A 21,360-nucleotide genomic window follows, 5' to 3' on the forward strand; every position below is an offset into this window, starting at 1 on the left:
AGCGTCGACATTGACCTAGTGACCATCCTCGATATGAGTCAGCTCACAATCAAGGGCTGATATCAGACCGGGCGTGTACTTCGTGTTCCTGCGGCAGCGGATCCTGCCAAGCCTGGTACTAGGCAGGCGTGCAGATGATGACCGGGATCTCCCGGTCGGTGTTCTTCTGGTAGCCCGCATAGCCGGGGTTGACCTTGGTGATCGTCGGCCACAGCGCGGCCTTCTCGTCCGGCGAGGCGGTGTGGGCCGTGTACGCGCGCGTCACCTGGTCGACGGCGATCTCGACGGCCGGGTTCTTGACGAGGTTCTTGTACCAAGCCGGATTGTCCGTGCCGCCACCGTAGGAGGCCACCAGCACCACCCTGTCGGCCTCGTAGATCGGCGCGGTCAGCAGAGTCCCGCGGCGCTGCCCCGACTTGCTGCCGACGGTGTACAGCTCCACGGGCTGCATGCCCAGCACCTTCTTGGGATACCGGCCACCGGTCAGCGCCAGCACGACACGGTGACCGTTCTCCAGAAACCAGGCGCCAATTCGGATGGCCCAATCGGGTTGCTTGCCCATATTCGTACTCCCTCAGTCAGTGTGCAAGGTCGATGTGGCCGTCAGGCCGGTTCGCAGATCACCACGGGGATATCCCGGGCGGTGCTGCGCTGATATCCCGCGTACGGGTTGCCGAATCCCCGGGTGATCTCGGGCCAGAGTTCAGACTTCTCCTGCGCCGAAGCGGTGCGCGCGGTGTACGGCTTCGTCTCACCGCGCACGGTGATCTCGACATTCGGATTGGCAACCAGGTTCAGATACCAGGCGGGGTTGTGCGAGGCGCCGCCCAGCGAGGCGATCACGACGATCCGCTCGGTCGTGAAGATGGGCGAGCTCAACAACGAGGAGCGACGTTCACCGGACTTGCGCCCGATGGTGTGCAGCTCCAGCGTCGGCATCGGACCAAGCTTGTGCGGCCACCGGCCGCCGGTCAGCTTCAACAAGGCGCGGTGCCCGTTCTCCAGCACCCATGCGCCCTTTTCTGCTGCCCAGTCAGGCGTCTTCTGCTTATCGGCCATGGTCACCTACTCCTCCGGTCAGGTAGCCCGATCAGTTTACCGGCACCATCGCCAGCTGGCGAGACTGCACCACGAGAGCGCCCTCGGAATCGATGACGGTGTGTTCAGAATCAAACCAGTGCTGGCCGATCTGGTTGGTGCTGCACAGCACACGCAACCAGCCGTCGGAAGGCAACGTGCGCAGATATGTCGTCAGCTGCACGGTGGGCGCCCACCCGAATCGCCCCAATGGGAATGTCACCGGTACCGAGATATCGCCGCACACCAACGCGAACAGCCCGTCAGGGGCCATATCGCGCGGACGTGCCCACAGCACGATCTCTGGCTTGCCACGCTCACTCAGGTCGCTCATCGAGCGTAGCGACGGACGCACATCGAACCCCCCGAACAGGTGGAAAATATCGCCCATCGGGTGTCCTTCGGCGATCGGGCTTACCCCGGGCGGCGGCTCGGCGGGCAACTGGATGAGGGCCGGTGGCAGGGCCGTCAGGAGCGGGCCGACATGCTGCTCGGGAGTGCCGAGGGTGACAACGGCGTGCACAGCCGTCCGGCCGTTCTGCACCAGCTCTGCATCGATGAGCGAGATCTGCTTGCCGCGCTTGCGGATAGAGGTACGCACCTGCATGTCACCGGGCGAGGGCGCCGACAGATAGCTCGCGCTGACGGCGATGGGTTCGCGCTCCGCTTCGGATGAGCCGCTTGCGCGAAGACTTTCAGCCAGAGTCTCCCGTGCCGCGCCCGCGAGCAGCGCAAGCATGACGCCGCCGTGCAGCTTGGATCCAATGGTCCAGATGTCGTTCAGGTGCGCGTCAAACAGCCCGTCGCCCGCGGGCGTAAGAGACATTGCTTGCGCGAAGGGGGCATTAACCACGTGTCCTATCGCACCAGATGCGTTCTGGCGAACTCCAGGGACTCCCTCAGAATGGCCTCGCGCTGATCCTCGGTGCGCGCTGTCGAGGTGTGCACCTCAAGCACCACCTGCCCGGTGAAGTCACCGGTGGCCAGTTCGCGGCAGACCTCTGCGACGGGCTGAGTTCCCTTGCCGGGCACCAGATGTTCATCGACCGAGGCGCCTTTTCCATCGGTCAGGTGCAGATGTGTCAGCCCCGATCCCATGCGGCGCATCATGTCGAGCGCATCCGTCCCGGCGGTGGCGGTATGCGACAGGTCGAGGGTGTAATGGGCATGGTTGGCGTCGGTGGGGTCGAAGGACGGCGAGAACGCCGAGACCCCGATACCCGGCCTGCCGCCGCGGCGCTTCATGCGCTCCACCGATGTCTGCCCGGCGCCGAAGAAGCGGTCGGCACGCAGCGGGAACATGTTCTCCACCGCGACGTAGACACCACTCGAATCCTCCAGCGCCGCAACCTGTTCAGCGAACCCCTCCGCGTACCGGCGCTGCCAGCGAAACGGTGGATGCACGACGACGGTCTGGGCGCCCAGCCTTTCGGCGGCGCGAACGCTGCGTTCCAGCTTGGGAATCGGGTTGGGGCCCCAGACGCGTTGTGACACCAGTAGGCATGGGGCGTGCACGGACAACACCGGCATGTCGTACTTGCGGGAGAGTTTCGCGACGGCGTGCTCGTCCTGGCTCACCGCCTCGGCCCACACCATGAGCTCGACACCGTCATAGCCGAGCCGGGCCGCGTACTCGAATGCAGCTTCGGTCTTGAGTGGATATACCGAGGCCGTTGACAGACCAACCTTGATCGCAGGGCGCACGGTTCGGTAACGCTACCTAATCAACCGCTTGCAGCATGAGCACGAGGGGGCCGAATGCGATCAGCGCTCCCACCACGATCGCGATGAGAATGCTGGCCAGGTCGACAGTCTTGCGAATCACCCACAGCGAGGCGACCAGAATTGCGATGAACAACACACCCAGGATCAACGCGAAGCCCTGATTCCAGCCCCACAGTTCGCGGAATCCGAGGAACAGCCCCGCACCCACAGCGGCGGCCAGCAGATACTGCGATGCGATCCAGGTGCCGCGCAGGTACGTCTTGAGCTTCTCCCGCCGGTCGGCCTTGGTCGCGGCTGTGCCGGATTCGGACTTCGGGTCGGTGTCGACGGAGGCAAGCTGACTGACCTCGGAGTCGGCCGGGCTCCCGTGCTGACTGACGAGTTCCCGGAGCTCCTGCTCGAGCTCGTAATGGCCTTCTTGATCCTCGAACTCGTCGTCCTCGACATCCTGTTCGGCATCGTGGGAGGTCCATTGGACGGCGGAGGCCCGGTTGCCCTCCTCGTACTCCACGTAGTCGTCGTACTCGTCTTCGTGAACGTCCGGCTCGGGCGCCGGTTCCGGCTGTGCGACAGCCACAGGCTCCGGTTCGGGCTCGGGTTCCGGTTCGACGGGCTCGGGGCGAGACACCGGCGGGGGCGGGGTCACGGGAGGCGTAGGCGCCACCGGCGGGGTGGGTACCACCGACACGGGCTTCGGTTCGGGCTTCGGCGCAGGGCTGGGTTCGGCGGTAATCGGCTCGATGACACCGGTGGCGTCGTTGAAGTCGATCGACTTCCGCGGCTCCCCCGGCCGTGCCACGGGCGTGGGGGTCGGCGGGAAGATGCTGCGAAGCGGTGACGCCATCGAGGAAGGCTGAGCTGGCGTCGACGGCGCGCTGGTCCCGCGGCGCGCGGCCTCGTCCACCATGGTGCCGCCGCCGAACAGCGCATCCTCATTGGAACGCAGGTATGACCGCGCTCCAGGCGACACGCCCGCTTCGGGCGCCTTGGGTGTCTCGGGCGTCGCAGACGTTTCCGGGGTAGGTGTCGGCGCAGGATTGGGGCGCGCACGGCCGCCCTTCCGGTCCCGAATAACAGGGATCTCGCCGGTGAGCTCGGCGACAGGGATGGCGTCGGCATTGCCACGCATCCGGCGGCGGTGTCCGCTGATCTTGCCTTCAGCAGCGCCATTGCGCGCCAGCAGCTCGGCAACCGATACCGGCCGCTGCGTGTCGTCTGAGTCGGTCATGTCCTCTCCTACCGTCCGAGGCTGAATGTCGCCGGCGTTGCGGCTCCGACGCCAAGTGGGACGGGTTCAGTCAACGAGTGCGGTGCCATCGACTTCGCTATCCAGCTTGCGCAGAATCAGCCCTTCGCGCAGAGCCCACGGGCAGATGTCGACCGCGTCTAACGACAGAGCACGCATGCTTGCCTCTGCAACGAGTGCTCCAGCGACGATCTGAGGCGCCCTGTCGACACTGACTCCCTCCAACTCCGCACGGTCTGCGGTCGTCATTCGCGAGATGAACGCGATCAACTGACGCAGTCCGCTTGCTGTAAGTGTCCTCTTAACTCGTGGTCCTGCGCCGGAAGGTGCAGCACCGGTGAGTCGCGCAAGCGACCGGAACGTTTTCGAGGACGCTACGGCCAGGTCGGGCACCCCTGCCACCTCCACCTGTTTGGCGGCGTCCACCAGTTCCGATTCCAGCCAGTCACGCAGCATAGCGACGCGGCGACGTCCCGGCGGATCTTCGGCCAACCACTCCCGAGTCAACCTGCCCGCCCCCAGGGGCAGGGACAACGCGATATCGGGTTCCTCGTCGCCACCACAGGACAGCTCCAGCGAGCCGCCGCCGATATCGAGGTTGATGATGCGTCCCGCACTCCAGCCGTACCAACGCCGAACCGCCAGGAAGGTGAGGCGGGACTCGTTGACGCCGGAGAGAACGGCGAGATCCACGCCGGTTTCCTTCTTGACACGAGTCAGCACCTCATCGGAGTTCGTGGCATCCCGCACCGCCGAGGTGGCGAACGCCATGATCTCCGCGCAGCCGGAGCTACGGGCAATCTTGGAGAACTCTTGGATGGTGTGCACAAGGCTGTCGGAGCCCTTGCGGGTGAGCTTGCCAGACTCGTCGATCGCCTCTGCCAGACGCAGCGCAGCCTTGGTGGAACTCATGGGTGTGGGGTGACCACCCCGTCGGGCATCGACCACCAACAGGTGCACCGTGTTGCTGCCGACATCCAGCACGCCTAATCGCACGCACCACACGTTAGTGGGTCTACCGTTTACATCTGTGACGACGCTGCCAAAACAGCCATATCGGCGTGACACTTCCCTCGAGGGGCAAGAGGTGGAGCTGGACTTCGCCCGCGAATGGGTGGAGTTCTACGACCCGGAGAATCCAGAGCATCTGATCAAGGCCGACATGACCTGGCTGCTGTCACATTGGACATGCGTCTTCGGCACCCCGGCGTGCCAGGGCACCGTTGCTGGACGTCCAGATGACGGTTGCTGCTCACATGGCGCCTTCCTTTCCGACGCCGATGACAGGGCGAATTTGGACGAATCGGTGAAACAGCTCACCGCGGCGGACTGGCAATTCCACGACAAGGGTCTGGGCCGCAAGGGCTATCTGGAGAAGGACGAGCTCGACGGGGAAAAGCAGTGGCGCACACGCAAGTACAAGGGTGCGTGCATCTTCTTGAACCGTCCCGGGTTCGACGGCGGTATAGGTTGCGCGCTGCATTCCAAGGCACTCAAGCTCGGCGTGGAGCCGCTGACCATGAAACCCGAGGTGTGCTGGCAGCTGCCGATCCGGCGCACCCAGGCCTGGGTGGATCGGCCGGATGGTTCGCAGATCCTCAAGACCACGATTACCGAGTATGACCGCCGCGGCTGGGGCGAGGGCGGCGCCGATCTGCATTGGTATTGCACCGGTGACCCGGCAGCGCATGTCGGCAAGAAGCAGGTGTGGCAGTCGTACGGGCCGGAGCTGACCGAGCTGCTGGGCGAGAAGGCGTACGCGGAGCTGGCCGCGATGTGCAAGCGCCGCAAGGGTTTGGGGCTGATAGCAGTACATCCGGCGACTCTGGCCGCCGGATCCTTCTCGTCATAGAAGACCGGCGAACAGATCGGCCTCGGGCGTGGTCGTGTCGACGCGGGCGTGCGCGAGTTCGAACCTCTCCGTCGGCCACAGCTGTTGCCGCCATGTCCAGGGCAGCACCAGGAAATGCCCCCGTGGGTCGATCTGGGTTGCGTGCGCGCGTAATGCCTTGTCGCGCAGTTCGAAATAGTCGACGCAGGCAATCTCGGTGGTGGCGCGGCGTGCCGACAACGTTCGCAACCCCCTGGTGAGCACACCCACCGCCCGCACCCAGCGCGGTACCGTCAACGGCCGCTCATCAACCGGTCGAGCATTCTGGGGGCGGTCCGCGCGACGCCGGTCGGCCTTGCGCCGCAGCCGCTCCAGTCGCTCGAAGTTCCTGACCATCGTGGGTGTCACCCGTACCGGTTCGTGGATGTAGTAGAGCTTCGATACCTCAGCGCACGCGCGGTAAGCGGCGACCGCCATCTCGTGGGTGCGGATGTGATCGGGGTGGGGGTAGCCGCCGCATTCGTTATACGTGATCAGCACGTGTGGTTTGAATGCGTGGATTACCTCGACGAGGCGGCCAACCGATTGATCCAACGGCACCCGCGCGAATCCATCGTGGGGTAGTAGCGCGGGGTCGAGCTGCAATCCGGTGTCTTTGTAGCCCAGCCAATGATGTTGCACACCAAGGATCGCCGCGGCACGCGCCATCTCGTCGCGGCGCACGAGCGGCAGGTTCTCGTGGATACCCGGCCGGTTCATGGCCGGGTTGAGGATATCGCCCCGCTCCCCGCCGGTGGCCGTGACGACGAGAACCTCATGCCCCTGTGCGGCGTACTTGGCCAGCGTGGCCGCACCCCGGCTGGACTCATCGTCCGGGTGCGCGTGCACCGCCATCAACCGCATATCGCCAGTGGACCACAGAGCGCCGGGATGACACCGGCCCGGCCGACCCCGCCGAGCTCAGCCCGTGCGTTGTGGGCCGCGCGCCGGGAGCTCGCGTGCAAGCCCACCAAGGCCGAACCAGAAGACCGGCTTGAGAATGGCGGCCACGGGCCGGATCGCGAACCGCGACCCCGGGATATTCGTCAGGTAACGCGGCGCGCAGGCCAGTGTCCAATCGACGGTCGCCCGGCCAGGATCGCGCTCGGGCACCACCCGGTACTCCTCGCACCAGGACCCGAACACAGGCAAGGTGGCGTCGAGCGCCGTGTATCGCATGACGCGGGGAGCGTCGAAGTGAATGATCTGCTCGTGCTGGGCGAACACCATCCAGGAGTGGATATACATCTGGAAATCCCGCACAGTGCCGGCGGTCGGCGCGGTGTCCTGTGGATATCGGCAGCCCCATACCGAAGGCAGCCACGACCACATCCGGTCCCCCGATACCACCCGCCATACCTCCTCGGGCGGCGCGTCGAAGGTACGCCGGACTCGGGTGATGAACGGGGCGGTGGCGAAGAACTCCTCCACCCCGTCGACCGCGATGGGGACTGCGTCAAACCGCATGTTCGACCTCCTTCACCGAGCTGCTGATCTGCCGGAATTCGTAGGCACTCGCGGGGAATTGGACACTGCGCCGGTAGGACTGCAAGACCGTCCACGGTCGCACATAGGGCGTATCGCCCTGCGAGTTGATGAAATAACTGTTCGACCCGGCGCAGTTCACGGTGAAGTACCGATTCAGGTTCGCTCCGCTGCGGGCGATGCTTGCCTGGAAGTCGTCCAGTGCCTCCTGGGTGACTTCGACCCGGGTGGCTCGTTTGGCACGGGCGAGTTTGATGACGGCCTCGATATGCCGCATCGAGTTCTCCAGGATGTAATGGAAGCTGGTGCCGGTCCACGAGTACGGGCCAACGAGCATGAACCTATTGGGCAGGCCCGGGACCGAGGTGCTTTGGTAGGCCTGCAGCCCGTCGCTGCGGTAGAACTCGGCCAGGTCGAATCCGTTGGTGCCCAGCACGGTTCCCACCCGGTACGTTTCCGGGTCGGAGAACATCTCATACCCCGTGGCCAGCACGAGCACGTCGACCGGACGTTCGGTACCGGTCTTGTCCACGATGCCGGTCGAGGTGATCCGCTCAATACCGTTCGACACCAGCGTGACATTCGGCCGGTTGAAGGTCGGCAGGTAGTCGGCCCCCAGTGTGCCGCGCGTACAGCCCGCCCCGAATTGCGGTCGCAGCTGCCGCCGGACCTCCGAGTCGTCAACCTTGTGGCGGAGCCAGCCGAGGTAGGCCCACAGCGCGACCCGGTCGAAGACCGCCGCGCCCGCCCGGAACAGCGGCTTGGGGGTGTAGATCAGGACACGCAAGCCAAGTTCGATGCCCGCCAGGGCAATCCCGTTCACGGCGTTGGCGAACCTGCGCCCGGCCAGCAGCCGCTGGAGCAGCCGCGGCATCCGGAAATCCGGTTTCGGGAAGTACCACTGCGGAGTCCGCTGGTACACATCCAGATGTTCAACCTCACCGGCGATCGCGGGAGCGATCTGCACGGTGGAACTTCCCACACCGACGATTCCCACACGCTTGCCGCGCATGTCCACATCGTGTTGCCACCGCGATGGGATCTGGACCGGCCCGGCGAAGGTGTCCAGTCCCGGGATGTCCGGCGCGGTCCGGGGATTGATGTAGGCGCCGATAGCGCTGATCAGGAACCGCGACGAGATGACCCCGCCGCCGGCGGTGTGCACCTGCCAGAGGTGGTTATCTTCGTCAAACACCTCTCGCTCAACGCGTGTCCCGAATCTCGCGTGGGTGCGCAGTCCGTGCTTGGCTACCAGATCCATTGCGTACTGCTGTATTTCGGCGCCGGTGGCGAAGAAACGCTGCCAATCACCCTTCGGGGCGAAGGTGAACTGGTAGGCAACCACCGGAATGTCCGCTCCCACACCCGGATAGGTGTTGCGCAGCCAGGTGCCGCCGAAGTCTTCGTCGCGATCGATAATCACGAAGTTCTCGACACCCATCTCGAGCAGCTTGATGGCTGCACAGATGCCGCCCAGCCCCGCGCCGATGATCGCGACTTCATAGTCGGGTTCGTCATGCAGTTCCATGGCTCGTCCCACGGCACCTTCCTTCCGTTCTTCTGCGACGTATCTCGCTGGCTCACAACCCACTGCAGCGGCCCGCCCCCACGAGGGACTCCCCACCCGGCCGAGCCCGAGATATTTAATAGACTGACATGCCATTCGGTAAAAGACAAGAAGCTTCCAGGCCTCGGCGCTGCGAAAACTCGAACTCCCAGATCTATGCGTTATGCGCAGTATCCAGTACCATCCGTTTCACTTAATTTCGAGTCAACCGACGTGAACTGGAGAGACCGTGGGCAATCTGCCGGATCCAAAGCTGGCCGAGACATTCGTGGACCCCACGCGGGTCGCGCACCCGCCGGTGCGCATCCATGGATACCTCGATGTCCTCGCCCCTAGTACCGATGAGCCGGTGTCTCTGGCCAACCGGTTCATGCAGAGCCCTCTGCTCGCCGCGGTATACGAGCGCGCATGGCGCCCGATGTTCACCCGGATGTTCAGCTACGGCGGCAGAGGCACCGCCACCGTGCACACCGAGCTCATGCGCGATATCACGACCGGTGGTGGCCAGAAGATTCTGGATGTCGCATGCGGTCCCGGGCTCTACACGCGGCAGTTGGCGACCAGCCTGGCCGACGGCGGCGCCTGTATCGGGCTCGATCTTTCCGAACCCATGTTGCGCCGGGCGGTACGCGACAACACCACCGATTACGTCGACTACGTCCGCGGCAGCGCACACGCATTACCGTTCGCGGACGGCACATTTGACACCGTGGTGTGCCTCGCCGCACTGTATCTGATCCCCGATCCCGAACAGGCCGTGCGGGAGCTGTGCCGGGTCGCCAATCCAGCTGGTCAGATCGCGATCTTCACGTCCTTGCAAACTCCACTCGCAACCTTGCCCGGCGCCGAAGCGGCGATGCGTATCGGCGGCTTCCGAGCCTTCGGACGTGACGAGATCACGGGCTGGCTTCGCGCCCATGGATGGGTCGATATCGACCAGACGCTCACCGGCCAAGGACAATTCATCAGGGCCCGACGCTAGACGGCTTACCCCTTCTTGTTGGGCACCAGCTTGATGAGATCGGTCATGCCCGCCTTGGAGGCGAAGTAGCGGGTAAGCCCCGGCGCGAGCCGGTTGTTGAGGTACTGCAGCCGTGCCTCGGGAGTCACCGGGACTACCTGCTTGTTCTTGCGCACGGCGTTGACGATCTGCCGGGCCACCTTCTCGGGTCCGTAGCGGCGCATCGCGTAAGCCTTGTCACCGGCCTGCTGCATACGTGATTCTTCCTCGGCACTCACACCCGAGATCTTTGTGGTGGCAACGATATTGGTGTGCACCACACCCGGGCAGATGGTGGTTACCCCGATGTTGTGCGCCGCGAGATCGGCGCGCAGGCAGTCCGAGAACATGAAGACCGCCGACTTGCTCGTCGAGTACGCCGTGAAGGCCTTCTGCGGGCTGTATGCGGCCATGCTGGAGAGATTGACAATATGTCCGCCCAGCCCACGTTCGGCCATCTTGGCGCCAAATACCCTGCTGCCGTTGACTACCCCATACAGATTGATATCGATGACGCGCCGGAACTCCTCCGGGGGTGTCTCTAGGAAGCCTCCTGCGGCCCCCACCCCGGCATTGTTCACCAGGACATCGGGCACTCCATGACGAGCAACAACCTCCTCGGCGTGTGCATTAATAGCGGCCTCGTCGGCGACGTTGAGTCGGTAGGCATGGGCGGTGCCGCCGCCCTGCTCGATAAGTGCCACCGTTTCGTTGGCGCCATCCAGATTAACGTCCGAAAGCACTACCTCGGCACCTTGCCTCGCGAACTCCAACGCAGTTTCCCTGCCGATACCACTGCCCCCGCCCGTGATCACCACAAGCTGATCCTCAAAGGGCTTGCGGTTCTTCCCCATCTCCGCCCGCCGCAGCGCACGTGATGGCTCCTGCCCGGACACTGCTTCGATCAGCTCCGTGGCGGCCGCGGCGAGAATTTGCGGGTGCGAGAACGGCAGCCAGTGACCGCCGTCGAGCACACGCCGCCAGGTCCGGCTGTTCCACTTGAGCTCGTCGTCATAGTTGGATTGGCGCACCGCTGGGTCTCGGGTGCCGATGATGACCTGGACGGGCACGTTGGTGTGCCGGTCCTGCGGATGCAACATCGCCGGCAGCGCATTGGCGCGATACACCCGCAGCGTCTTGGTGATGTCGCTCATGAATGTCGAGCCCAGGTGGATCTGCTCGACGGGCGCTCCTTCTGCGACAGACAGCCCTGCACGCCAACGGTTCTCGCTCATGGTGAGTTTGAGCAAGACGTTCGGGATTCCAGGAGTCATCGAGCCGAACATATACAGCAGCGAACCAAACTGCCCCAACGCCAGCGCGATGTTTCTCGGAGTGGGACGGGCGAGCCGGGCCCGCATCCACCGACTCATGTGGTGCACCGACGGCCCGGAGACCGACGTAAAGGAGGAGAACCGATGCTCCAGATCCGGATCGCAGATCGCCTCCCACATCGCCACACTGCCCCAATCGTGGCCCAGCACGTGTACCGGCTTGTCGGGGCTTACCTCGTTGGCGACCGCCACATAATCGCCGGCCATTTCGGTGAGCCGGAATTCGCGGAAGCTCTTGGGATTGCTGGTCTTTCCCGCACCGCGGTTGTCGATCGCGACCAGCCGGAAGCGGTCGCGCAACAGTGGAACGACCCCATCCCAAAGATGGTGTGAGTCGGGCCAGCCGTGCACCAGCAGAATGGTCTCGCCCTCGGGATTACCTTGGATGAAGTAAGCGACATCGATATCCCCGTTGCGCACTACATGTTCGGTGACCTCGGCGGTCACGAGGGTGTCGGCGGTGATGGTCATAGCGTCTCCGTTTCTCAGATATCCAGTACCAGCCGCCCGCCGTCGGCACGAGACGCACATATGAGCGTCTGGCCTTTGGCGCGCTGGGATTCGGTCAGGGTGGTGTCACGGTGATCGGGTCGTCCTGCGAGCACCTTGACCTTGCGGGTGCCACAAAAGCCTTGCCTGCATGAGTGTGCGGTGCCGGGCTTGTTCGCAAGGATGGTTTCCAGGGCGCTGCGACGTGCCGCAACGTTACGCGCATGCAGCGCAACGTCACCGATATCCGCCATGTCTTCCACGCTCTTCGGCACCTATCTCCTCCGAGCGCCCTATGAGTCCTGATCAAACGCAATGTGGACCTGATCGGATTCGCGCACCGTCTGACAGGCGAGGGTCAGGCCCGCCTCCAGCTCGTCGTCGATCAGCGCCTCGTTCATCAACATCCGGGTCCGACCGCTCTTGACCGAGCACACGCAGGTACCGCAGGCCGACTCACGGCAGACGTACGGCGCATCCAAGCCCGCGTCGAGTAGTACATCCAACAGCGGGGTGCCCTGAGGCCAGTCGAAATGATAGGTAGCACCGTCGAATTCGACCTGAAGCGGCTTTCCGCGCTCAGCGGCAGTCTCGTGCAGCGATGGCTCAATACCCGAGGCCACAAACGGGTTGTCGGTCAGCGAGCGATACTCCTCGATGTGCAAAGGGCTATCCGAAACGGATAGCGTCAAGAGAGCTGAACGCATCACCGCCATGAATCCCTCTGGTCCACAAAGATATACCTCTCAGCCCACGAAGGAGGAGAGTTCCGCGGCGATACCGTCCGCCGTCGGTACGCCGCGCTCCTCCTCTAACCAGTGCACCACGGACAACCGGGCGGGATACCGCTCTGCCAACTCACCGATCCGCGCGTCGAATATCACCGACTCGCGATCGCGGTTGGCATAGAACAGCGCCACCTTGCCATTCCCGGCGCACAGTACCGAGGTCGCAATGGAAACAATCGGCGTGATCCCGCTACCGGCCGCGCACAACAGCACATCGTCGTCGAGACTGCGCGGCACAAATCGTCCGGAGGGAGCCAGCACTGTGATGACGGAATCGACGGCAATGTTGTCGCAGATCCAGTTTGACGCGTATCCCCCGGCGGTTCGCTTCACCGTGACGGCGGGACGCTCATCCAGGTGGGGACTACTGGACAGCGAGTAGCAGCGAGCCACCGAGCCGGTCGAGTCACTCGGCACTTCCAGGGTGAGGAATTGCCCTGGTGCGTAACTAAATTGGTTCAGATGCTCTGCTGGCACGTCGAACACCAACGTGATCGCGCCTTCGGTCTCCTTGATCACTTCGAAGACGGGCAGGCGATATGTGTACGGCATCCAGGACTACCCCACACTCTCCACGAGGACGGACTCCGAGGCCGATGACACCGGGGGGTGTTTTGGCAGGAAACGCGCACCCAGCCGCTCTATCCGATCCACCCCGAACGGTGCCATGGACCGCCGATTGAGGCCGGGGAGAGCACGCGACAAGACGTAGCCGAGCCACGACTCGAACTTCACCGGAACAACCACCAAGTCGAATCTGACGGCCCGCGTCACGGCCCGGGCCACCGAATTGGGGCTGCGTGGCGTGAAGGGCAGCTTGTCGGTGATATCCCGCAGCTTCTGCATTACCTGCTGGCCGGCATCGAGCATCCCCTGATCAACACCGACCATGGTGCCGTTGATCCCTATGTTGGTATTGATGAAACCAGGACATACCGAGCTGACGCCAACTCCCTTGGGCCCCAGCTCAAGCCGCAGACACTCTGTCAACATCTTCACCCCGGCCTTGGATACCGAGTACGGGGCCATGACCGCCGTTGGAGTGTATGAGGCCGCCGAGGCAATGTTGACAATGTGCCCACTGCCGCGTTCCACCATCTGGGCGCCGAACACCCGGCAGCCGTGCACCACACCCAGCAGATTGACCGAAAGCTGCTTGTCCCAGTCGGCAGGGCCCAGCTTCAAGAAGGGCCCGCCGACCACGATGCCGGCGTTGTTCACCAGCACATCCGGCACGCCGTATTCAATCTCAACAAACCGCGCGACATCTGCCCACTGTTCTGGGTCGGTGACGTCCAGATGCACCACAGAGGCGCTGTGTCCGTGGTCGCGGATCAGCTCCACCGTCTCGTTGGCGGCTTCCAGGTTGACATCCGAAACCACCACGTGGGCATTGTGTTTGGCGAACCTCAGCGCGGTCGCACGCCCAATACCGCTACCCGCCCCGGTAACGACGACCAGGCGCGGCTCCAGCGAGTTGTTCTTCACGTGTTCCCTTATTTCAGATGACCGACGCGAGCTACGGCCCCTAGCTGCAATCGGACTATTTGAGGTGATCGACGAGGACGCCTTCGGCACCGAAAAGCTCTTGCTGCCAGTGCTTTAGCAGCGCATGGGTATCGACGTCATCGGGATGGAACCCGGCCACGAAGTGTTGGCTCATGTCGCCACTCCCGTCCGAAACGCCAAGTTACTAGTACTTTCAGTACTATGTGACGTCAACCATAGGACGGGCATGGCACCACGCGCAAGACAACGCGGCGATAACCGAAACGGGGATTCGAACGGGAAAGCGCCTTCGTAGCGAAGGCTCAGAGGCTAGTCGGCAACAACAGCGATGGGATCGTCCGGGCGCAGCTCCACACCACGCGCCTTGGCCGAAGCCGACAGTCCGCCCCACACGTACACGACCAACTCATCCACAAGCACTTCCTTGCTGATGGTTGGCTCGTCAAACCAGCGCAGCACCGCGACTCCAGTCGAAGCCAGTATCGCGTCAATCACGTACTCGATGTGGTCGGCATTGCCGCCCTTCGCACTGAAAACAGACCTCACCAGCTGGGCAATGGCATCGGACAGCGGCCGGCCGTTCTCGATGAGGGATGTCGCATTGGCGAACTGAACACTCAACAAGAACCTGACCAGGTTGGGGCGTTCGTCCACCAGGTCCACGTATTGCGCCATTGCCGAGCGGAATACCTCGAGCAGAGACACAGAGAGATCGATGCTCGACACCACGCGCTCGGCGACTAGTTCTTGAACGCGCATCGCCACCGCCGCGAACAGTGCTTCCTTGTCGGTGAAGAATCGATACAACTTCGGCCGGGAGATGCCCGCCGCCTTCAGGACATCGTCCACCGATAGGTCAGGACCGTTCTCATCGATCGCCTGCAGTGTCGCCTCGACCAATTCAGCACGCACCTTGGCACGGTGCTCACGCCACCGGTCGACGCGCGCATCACCGGTCGGCTCGGGAAGGCCGCGACCTGGATACACCTGCGTTGACACGCCCACATCGTAGACCCCGAATTCACGCGCACCGCACCGTCCGCGGGTGCATCCGCGCGCCGGGCTCCCATAGAACACATCGGCACACCGGTACCCGCCGAACTCTTAGCAAACCTGTGACGCCGACACGGTTAGTTGACCCCTAAAGATTAGGATCAACACTAGAAGTAATTGACCAGGGAGTATTAAATTGGTCTTACGTTCAGTTAAAGTGAAGGCTTGTGATAGCGCCCGAATGATTCGCGGCGTCTTCGGATCTTTCCCAACTTCTTAGCCAGGAATGGTTACTGTGATGCCCGTGGCTAGCACCAATGGCGAGCGTAGAGGGCCGGGTCGCCCGCCCGACCCGGAGCGCGCTCGCGAGCGTTTGCGCGCCCTCACCGAAGCAGCCGCCCAGGAGTTCGCAGAGAAGGGCTATCACAAGGCCAGCATCACCGATATCACTCGTCGCGCGGGCGTTGGCCGAGGCACGTTCTATCTGTACTTCGACACCAAACGCGATGCGCTCGATGCCGTGATCGACAGCTATTTCCAGAGAATGGTCACGACCGTCAACGACACCAGTGACCTGCAGGGCACCACCGGTCACCTGGAGCAGCATCTCTACACCGTGTTCACCCGGCTATTCGACAGTCTGGATCACAACCCGGAGATCGCGCAGGTCATCCTGCGTGAGGGCTTGCTCGATACGGCAATGACCAAACGCATGTTCGGCATGCTCGACCTCATCGAGGCCATCAACATCACCATCATTGAGCAGGCCATCGACGATGGCGCCATCACCACCCCCGTCGACGTCCCCTTCCTCGCACACGCCATCACCGGCCTCTCGATGGCGGCCATCCTTAAGGCAATCCGGGGGGAGCTGCGCAGCGAGGCGCGCGAGGACTACATCAGGTCATTCATCGAGCTAGTCCGGTCCGCGACCACCAGTCCGCCAAGTCTCGCAAATTCTTGACAAAACGCGTCCCCAGACGCCGACCCTCCGCTAGCCTCTGCTCTAGCCAATAAACTGACCGCTGAGCCAGTGAATTGCCGAGAGGCCGGGTCGGGGGACCTCCGACAGCCTCGTCATGACAGCGTTCCGACAGGGACGCGTCGCATATCTACCTGCGTGGGCACATGCTGCAACCTGATCAACGTGGTGACCCCGCGCTTGACAGGGACCATGACCTACACCACACTAAGCCACCGACTGTGATTCAGGGTACTAGGTACTAATTGTTACACAGCTGTCCATTAAGCGGGCTGTTGTCGAGGTCAGCCCTGAAATGCAAAGCCAAAGGAGCCGTTGTTGAACTCAGCCATGAGTCAAATAGCGGCCGAGGCGTACCCAGAGTCCGTCGCGGACAACTGGGGCCAATCCCCCGATGTTGAATACGGCAGCAAATCCACCGTCGACAGCCCGGCCTCCTCGGGATCGGGCGGCGGCTTCCAGCTACTCGATCGGGCCCCTCGACTTGTCCGGCGCCCCGTCGAATATGTGGTCTCCCAAACCGATTCGATGCTGAAAACGTTGGGCCGCTATGTCGATCTGGTGGCGCAGTCCTTCGCGTTTCTAGTGAGCGACATCGTCCGCCTACGGCACCCGTGGCAAGACACCGTCATTCAGTCCTGGTTCATCCTGACGGTCACGGTTGTTCCGGCGATCCTGGTGTCAATCCCCTTCGGTGTGATCGTCGCTGTGCAGGCGGGCAGCATCATCTCGCAGGTCGGAGCATCTTCCATCTCCGGTGCTGCCGGTGGTCTGGGCGTCATCCAGCAAGGCGCGCCCATTGTCGCGGCCCTACTCCTCGGCGGCGCGGCGGGTTCAGCGGTCGCCACCGACCTTGGCGCCCGCAGCATCCGCGAGGAAGTGGATGCCATGCGAGTGATGGGCGTCAATCCCATCCAGCGGCTGGTGACGCCCCGACTGGCAGCGATCCTGTTCGTCTCACCGCTGCTGTGCATCTTCATCATCTTTGTCGGAATCTTCGCCGGTTACCTGGTCAACGTTGGTTTTCAGGGCGGTACCCCCGGCAGCTACCTGTCCTCGTTCGCCGCGTTCGCGAGCGTCAATGACGTCACCGTCGCGGTTCTCAAGACCTGGCTGTTCGGCGTGGTGGTCATCCTCGTCGCCTGTCAACGCGGCCTGGAGGCCAAGGGTGGCGCACGGGGAGTCGCCGATGCGGTAAACGCCACCGTGGTGATCGGTGTGGTCACGGTCATGGTGCTCAATACCGTGATCACTCAAATCGTCGCGATGTTCATGCCGTCGAAGGTGGGCTGAGAGTGGCCACCTCCCGTCCCTCCCGGTACTTCCCCGACGAACTGCCCACGGTCGCGCGGTCCATCTGGAACTTCACCAAGGGCGCGGGTGGCTCCGCCGAGTATCTCGGCCACCAAATCACCTTCGTCGGCTTGGTGCTGGCCGCCATACCGCAGACCATCAAGCGTTACCGACGCCAAACCGGCGTCCTGCTCGTCGATATGACCTGGGGCAACGGCTCGATCATCGTCGGCGGCGGGGTGATCGGCGTCCTGGTCTTCATGGGGATCGCGGTCGGCGCGTCGGTCGGCATCGTGGGCTTCTCGACCCTGGACATGGTGGGGATGGGCTCGCTCACCGGATTCATCTCCGCCTACGTCAACACCCGGGAAATGGCCCCAATGATCGCCGCCATCGGGTTCGCCGCCCAGGCGGGATGCCGCATGACCGCCGAGATCGGGGCCATGCGTATCTCCGAGGAGATCGACGCACTAGAAGCGCAGGGCATCCGATCCATCCCGTTCGTAGTCACCACCCGCGTGATCGCCGGAATCATCATCATCGTTCCGCTGTACATACTGACCTTGCTACTGGCCTACGGCTCCTGCGCCTTCATGGTGTTCTTCGTCCATAACCAGTCGCAGGGCGTGTACAAGCACTATTTCGACTCGTTCGTCCATCCGATAGATGTGCTCTATTCGGTGATCAAGGCCGTGGTGTTCGTCGTGATCATCATCGCCATCCAGTGCTATCAGGGTTATTACGCGGGCGGCGGACCAGAGGGCGTGGGTATGGCCTCCGGTCGCGCCATCAGGGCTTCCCTGGTCGCGATCGTCCTCGTCGACATGCTTCTCACGTTGCTCTTCTGGGGCAACAATCCTGGAATTCAGATATCGGGGTAACACGTGGCCATCTATAAAGATCCGAGCGGACGGTCCGCAGGTCCGAGCGCTCTCAAGGTGCGCGGGCTTGCCGTGACACTTGTGGTCGCAGCCTGCGGCTACTCGCTCTACCAGTCCGGTATCGGCAGCTATGGCGAGCCCTTCGAGCTCACCCTCATCACCAACACCATCGGAGAGGGCATGGGTCCGGGTGGTGAGGTGAAGTACCGCGGTTACAACATTGGCAAGGTCAAGTCCCTGCAGACCACCGGGTACAACAAGCAGCGAATGACGGTCATCCTCGATGGCCGGCAAGCTAAGGCACTCTCCTCTGACACCAAGGCGCAGTTCACCTCGTCGAACATCTTCGGCACCGCCGCCGTTGAGCTCGTCAGCAACGGGGGCGGCGAACCACTGAAATCCGGTGGGGTGCTGGAAATCAGCAGCGATGTGCAGGCCGCATCGATCACCGGATTCCTGCGCATGGGTCAGCGGCTGGGCGCGATCCTGGACGGCCGCGAATTCAACGCGATCATCGCAACTTTCGAACGGCACGCCGACCTGACCGGCCCGGTCGTGAAATCCTTCTGGGACCTGTTCGCGATGATCGCCGATTCTCAGAAAGTGCCCTTCTCTAAAACCCTGGAGGTCATGGCCTCATTGATCGAGGGCACCAACGACTTCCTACCCGCCATCGGGTCCATCAATAAGCTGCTCGACAATCTCGAGTTCGCGGTGGGGCCGGGTAACACCGAACGAGCAACCGGCGCACTGGGTTCGTTGTCGGATCTGTTGAAGGCAGGCGGGGACGGGTTGCGCGCGAACAACGACTGGCTGGCTCCGTTGATTCGATCCCTCCTGGATCTCGCCGTGCCCTTCACCTTTTTCCTGGGCAGCCTCGCTCCGGCGTACGACAGGCTCAATGGCCTGCTCGACCGAACAACCGCCGCCTTCCCCGTTGACGACGGCAAGGTACGCCTCAACGTCCAACTCATCATGGACACCGCGCCGGGACTCGCTGCGGCATTGCCGACGGGGCCCGATGGCCGGGCCGCCTCCGCGGCTGTCGGCCCCGCCCTCGGACCAACCGCCGGAGGACAGCGATGAAGCGGATAGCACTTCTAATGGCCGGCCTCACCGCGATTGTCGCGGTGGCAGTGGTGCTGACCCTGATCATCGTGAATGCCCTGCGCACACCGGTGAACGGTCCGGTCCGGCGCTTCGACGCGCTGTTCACCGACGCCTCGGGGCTGATCATCGGCAACGATGTGCGTATCTCGGGTGCACAGGTCGGCAAGGTCGAACGAATTCATCTCGACGGCAAGAACGCCCGAGTGACGTTCAATGTGCTGACGGACCATCCGCTGTACCAGAACACCACCGTCGCGATCCGGTACCAATCGCTGGTCGGCCAGCGGTATGTCGAGATCGCCCAGGCACCAACACCCAGCGCACCCCTGGCGGCCGGCGCGACCATACCGCTCGGGCAGACCATCCCCTCATTCGATATCGCCAAGCTGTTCAACGGTTTCCGGCCTATATTCCAAACATTGGACCCCGCCCAGTTCAACAGATTGACCGAGAACATTCTGCAGCTCATCCAAGGTGACGAGCGCGGGATAGGGCCGATCCTGCGCGATATCGACGCCGTCCTCAAACTCTCGGTAGACCGGCAAGCTGCCCTCCAGGCCATCATCACGAATCTTGGTGACATCTCGAAGGATCTCGGCGGCACCTCCGACCAGCTGTTCTATTTGGTCAACGACCTCAACGATGTGCTGGAGCCGTTCGAGAAACAAGCCGACGAGTTCACCAAAGCCGGGACGGATGCACTGCCGGTATTGCGCAGAGTCGTCAGCCTGCTGCGGTATATCGAGAACACGGTCGACGGCGCCCAGCTGCCCCTGTACGACGTGGCGAGCCGCACCACCCCGGGGACGCCGACCATCATGGCGGGTCTGTCACTGATCCCCGACCTCGTGCAGGGCATGCGCGACGCACTGATCGAGGAGAAGACGGCACCCCCCACCTCGTACGAATGCAAGAACGGGGTGGTCAAGCTTCCCGGAATCGGTGAAGTGTCGTTCGCCAATCAGGATCTGGTGGTGTGCAATTGAACGCGCTCACGCGACGCTTCGCGGGCAACCGTCCGATCCTCGATGAACATCAGGCGGCCAAGCGCAATCGCCGTAACGGGCTTATCGGCGTCCTCGTCATCGTCGCGATCCTGGCCGCCACCGGAGTGGCATTCGTCAATACCAGCGGTATGAAGACCTATGCGCTGCACCTGCGGGCCTCCGGAGGGCTACGCGCCGGCGACGACGTCCGAATCGCCGGTATCTCGGTGGGCAAGGTCTCGAGCGTACGCATCGATAAATCATTGGTAGAGGCCACCTTTACGGTGGATCAGTCGGTACCGGTCGGATCCGATTCGCGAGTCGACATCCGGATGCTCACCCCGTTGGGTGGGCACTATGTGGCCCTCTACCCCGAAGGCTCGACCCCGCTGGGAAAGACCCCCATTCCGCCCGAACGCACCAGCATCCCTTTCGAGATCAATGAGCTGTTCCAGAAGTTCACACCGGTGGTCAAGAAGGTGGACGCCAAGGTCATCCACGACAGCCTGATGGAAGTCGCGAACGCAGTGGAGAAGTACCCCAACGGTTTACGCGACTTCTTCACCTCTTCTCAATCACTCATCAGCGCGCTTGCACCGACCACCGAGGATTTCCACGCCACCCTGAACTACGCGAACGAGTACCTCCGAGCCTTCAAGACGGGCAAAGAGCAGCTCGCGAAGATCGTCACCACGCTCTCCAAAATCGGTGCCAAATACAGCAAGTCCACTACCGACCTGATCGAGGTCTTCTCCCTGCTGCGCGAGCTCATCCGGCTTTTCGACCGATTCTTCAAGGCGTATGCGCGTGATTACGAACCCATGCTCAATGGACTGGATGACATCGTCGACACCCTCACCAAGTATCCCGAGAAACTCGGTAAGGCCGCCGAACAGTGGGGCCAACTCGTCGGAATTGTCCTGCCCATGCTCAGCGGTAACGGCATCACCATCAACGAGAACGACCGGGTGATCCCCGGACAAGACGTCTGTCTACCCCACTTCTTCAGGTTCTGTTGAGGCCCT

The 21,360-nt window shown here is 62.9% G+C and carries 21 protein-coding genes and 2 pseudogenes; 8 read left to right on the plus strand and 15 right to left on the minus strand.

Features of this window, described 5'->3' with window-relative positions; all coding sequences use genetic code 11:
• Positions 1-118 precede the first annotated feature (118 nt).
• From AB0H22_RS04370 to AB0H22_RS04395, 6 genes are all read right to left on the minus strand, one after another.
• On the minus strand, positions 119-562 hold the full coding sequence (locus AB0H22_RS04370) for a nitroreductase/quinone reductase family protein (protein ID WP_358145022.1): 444 nt from the start codon (positions 560-562) through the stop codon (positions 119-121).
• Between the two features lie 41 nt (positions 563-603).
• Complete coding sequence (locus AB0H22_RS04375) at positions 604-1,059, minus strand: nitroreductase/quinone reductase family protein (protein WP_358145024.1); 456 nt, start codon at positions 1,057-1,059, stop codon at positions 604-606.
• A gap of 31 nt (positions 1,060-1,090) precedes the next feature.
• The gene (locus AB0H22_RS04380; RefSeq protein ID WP_180748850.1) at positions 1,091-1,930 is read right to left on the minus strand and encodes a thioesterase family protein; all 840 of its coding nucleotides are present in this window, start codon (positions 1,928-1,930) and stop codon (positions 1,091-1,093) included.
• Between the two features lie 5 nt (positions 1,931-1,935).
• Complete coding sequence (locus AB0H22_RS04385) at positions 1,936-2,781, minus strand: sugar phosphate isomerase/epimerase (protein ID WP_180748851.1); 846 nt, start codon at positions 2,779-2,781, stop codon at positions 1,936-1,938.
• 16 nt (positions 2,782-2,797) lie between these two features.
• Entirely contained in the window at positions 2,798-4,030 is a 1,233-nt protein-coding gene (locus AB0H22_RS04390) for a hypothetical protein (protein WP_180748852.1), read from the minus strand.
• Positions 4,031-4,096: 66 nt separating this feature from the next.
• Positions 4,097-5,044: a Ppx/GppA phosphatase family protein gene (locus tag AB0H22_RS04395; protein ID WP_180748853.1), complete on the minus strand. Its 948-nt coding sequence runs from the start codon at positions 5,042-5,044 to the stop codon at positions 4,097-4,099.
• A gap of 34 nt (positions 5,045-5,078) precedes the next feature.
• On the opposite strand from AB0H22_RS04395, the gene AB0H22_RS04400 reads away from it, so the two are divergent.
• Positions 5,079-5,900 carry a hypothetical protein gene (locus AB0H22_RS04400; protein WP_180748854.1) on the plus strand — a complete coding sequence of 274 codons (822 nt, stop codon included), beginning with the start codon at positions 5,079-5,081 and terminating at the stop codon, positions 5,898-5,900.
• Here the strand turns inward: AB0H22_RS04400 and mca are convergent.
• Genes mca through AB0H22_RS04415 form a run of 3 tightly spaced genes read right to left on the minus strand, consistent with a single transcriptional unit; the run spans position 5,895 to position 8,931 of the window.
• Positions 5,895-6,782 carry a mycothiol conjugate amidase Mca gene (mca, locus tag AB0H22_RS04405; RefSeq protein WP_358145028.1) on the minus strand — a complete coding sequence of 296 codons (888 nt, stop codon included), beginning with the start codon at positions 6,780-6,782 and terminating at the stop codon, positions 5,895-5,897. The two genes, AB0H22_RS04400 and mca, sit on opposite strands and share 6 nt — an antisense overlap.
• 57 nt (positions 6,783-6,839) lie before the next feature.
• The gene (locus AB0H22_RS04410) at positions 6,840-7,385 is read right to left on the minus strand and encodes an SRPBCC family protein (protein WP_358145029.1); all 546 of its coding nucleotides are present in this window, start codon (positions 7,383-7,385) and stop codon (positions 6,840-6,842) included.
• Positions 7,375-8,931, minus strand: a complete 1,557-nt coding sequence (locus AB0H22_RS04415; RefSeq protein ID WP_358146055.1) for an NAD(P)/FAD-dependent oxidoreductase — start codon at positions 8,929-8,931, stop codon at positions 7,375-7,377. The genes AB0H22_RS04410 and AB0H22_RS04415 overlap by 11 nt, the downstream gene beginning before the upstream one ends.
• Positions 8,932-9,199: 268 nt before the next feature.
• On the opposite strand from AB0H22_RS04415, the gene AB0H22_RS04420 reads away from it, so the two are divergent.
• Complete coding sequence (locus AB0H22_RS04420) at positions 9,200-9,952, plus strand: class I SAM-dependent methyltransferase (RefSeq protein WP_358145032.1); 753 nt, start codon at positions 9,200-9,202, stop codon at positions 9,950-9,952.
• Between the two features lie 5 nt (positions 9,953-9,957).
• Here AB0H22_RS04420 and AB0H22_RS04425 read toward each other — a convergent pair whose 3' ends face one another.
• From AB0H22_RS04425 to AB0H22_RS04450, 6 genes and pseudogenes are all read right to left on the minus strand, one after another.
• On the minus strand, positions 9,958-11,775 hold the full coding sequence (locus tag AB0H22_RS04425; RefSeq protein WP_358145034.1) for an SDR family oxidoreductase: 1,818 nt from the start codon (positions 11,773-11,775) through the stop codon (positions 9,958-9,960).
• Between the two features lie 14 nt (positions 11,776-11,789).
• Positions 11,790-12,068: a 2Fe-2S iron-sulfur cluster binding domain-containing protein gene (locus AB0H22_RS04430; protein ID WP_358145036.1), complete on the minus strand. Its 279-nt coding sequence runs from the start codon at positions 12,066-12,068 to the stop codon at positions 11,790-11,792.
• Positions 12,069-12,086: 18 nt separating this feature from the next.
• Positions 12,087-13,133, minus strand: a pseudogene (locus AB0H22_RS04435) (ferredoxin--NADP reductase).
• A 6-nt stretch (positions 13,134-13,139) separates the two neighbouring features.
• Positions 13,140-14,069 carry an SDR family NAD(P)-dependent oxidoreductase gene (locus AB0H22_RS04440; protein ID WP_180748860.1) on the minus strand — a complete coding sequence of 310 codons (930 nt, stop codon included), beginning with the start codon at positions 14,067-14,069 and terminating at the stop codon, positions 13,140-13,142.
• A gap of 55 nt (positions 14,070-14,124) precedes the next feature.
• Positions 14,125-14,223: pseudogene (locus tag AB0H22_RS04445) on the minus strand (metal-dependent hydrolase); the annotation flags it as partial.
• Between the two features lie 176 nt (positions 14,224-14,399).
• The gene (locus AB0H22_RS04450; protein WP_180748861.1) at positions 14,400-15,095 is read right to left on the minus strand and encodes a TetR/AcrR family transcriptional regulator; all 696 of its coding nucleotides are present in this window, start codon (positions 15,093-15,095) and stop codon (positions 14,400-14,402) included.
• A 292-nt stretch (positions 15,096-15,387) separates the two neighbouring features.
• Here AB0H22_RS04450 and AB0H22_RS04455 point away from each other — a divergent pair, with 292 nt between their 5' ends.
• The 6 genes from AB0H22_RS04455 (at position 15,388) to AB0H22_RS04480 (ending at position 21,354) form a co-directional block, all read left to right on the plus strand.
• Positions 15,388-16,047 (plus strand): TetR/AcrR family transcriptional regulator, encoded by a 660-nt coding sequence (locus tag AB0H22_RS04455; RefSeq protein WP_180748862.1) that lies wholly within the window; start codon positions 15,388-15,390, stop codon positions 16,045-16,047.
• Positions 16,048-16,395: 348 nt separating this feature from the next.
• Positions 16,396-17,358: an ABC transporter permease gene (locus AB0H22_RS04460; RefSeq protein ID WP_358145039.1), complete on the plus strand. Its 963-nt coding sequence runs from the start codon at positions 16,396-16,398 to the stop codon at positions 17,356-17,358.
• Between the two features lie 2 nt (positions 17,359-17,360).
• Complete coding sequence (locus AB0H22_RS04465; RefSeq protein ID WP_358145041.1) at positions 17,361-18,239, plus strand: ABC transporter permease; 879 nt, start codon at positions 17,361-17,363, stop codon at positions 18,237-18,239.
• A gap of 3 nt (positions 18,240-18,242) precedes the next feature.
• Positions 18,243-19,325 (plus strand): MlaD family protein, encoded by a 1,083-nt coding sequence (locus AB0H22_RS04470; RefSeq protein ID WP_358145043.1) that lies wholly within the window; start codon positions 18,243-18,245, stop codon positions 19,323-19,325.
• Positions 19,322-20,335 carry an MCE family protein gene (locus tag AB0H22_RS04475; protein WP_358145045.1) on the plus strand — a complete coding sequence of 338 codons (1,014 nt, stop codon included), beginning with the start codon at positions 19,322-19,324 and terminating at the stop codon, positions 20,333-20,335. The genes AB0H22_RS04470 and AB0H22_RS04475 overlap by 4 nt, the downstream gene beginning before the upstream one ends.
• Complete coding sequence (locus tag AB0H22_RS04480) at positions 20,326-21,354, plus strand: MCE family protein (protein ID WP_358145047.1); 1,029 nt, start codon at positions 20,326-20,328, stop codon at positions 21,352-21,354. Before AB0H22_RS04475 ends, AB0H22_RS04480 begins: the two co-directional genes overlap by 10 nt.
• The last annotated feature ends 6 nt before the right edge of the window (positions 21,355-21,360 follow it).

Origin of the sequence: Mycobacterium sp. NPDC050853 (assembly GCF_040653875.1) — a bacterium.
Lineage (GTDB): Bacteria > Actinomycetota > Actinomycetes > Mycobacteriales > Mycobacteriaceae > Mycobacterium.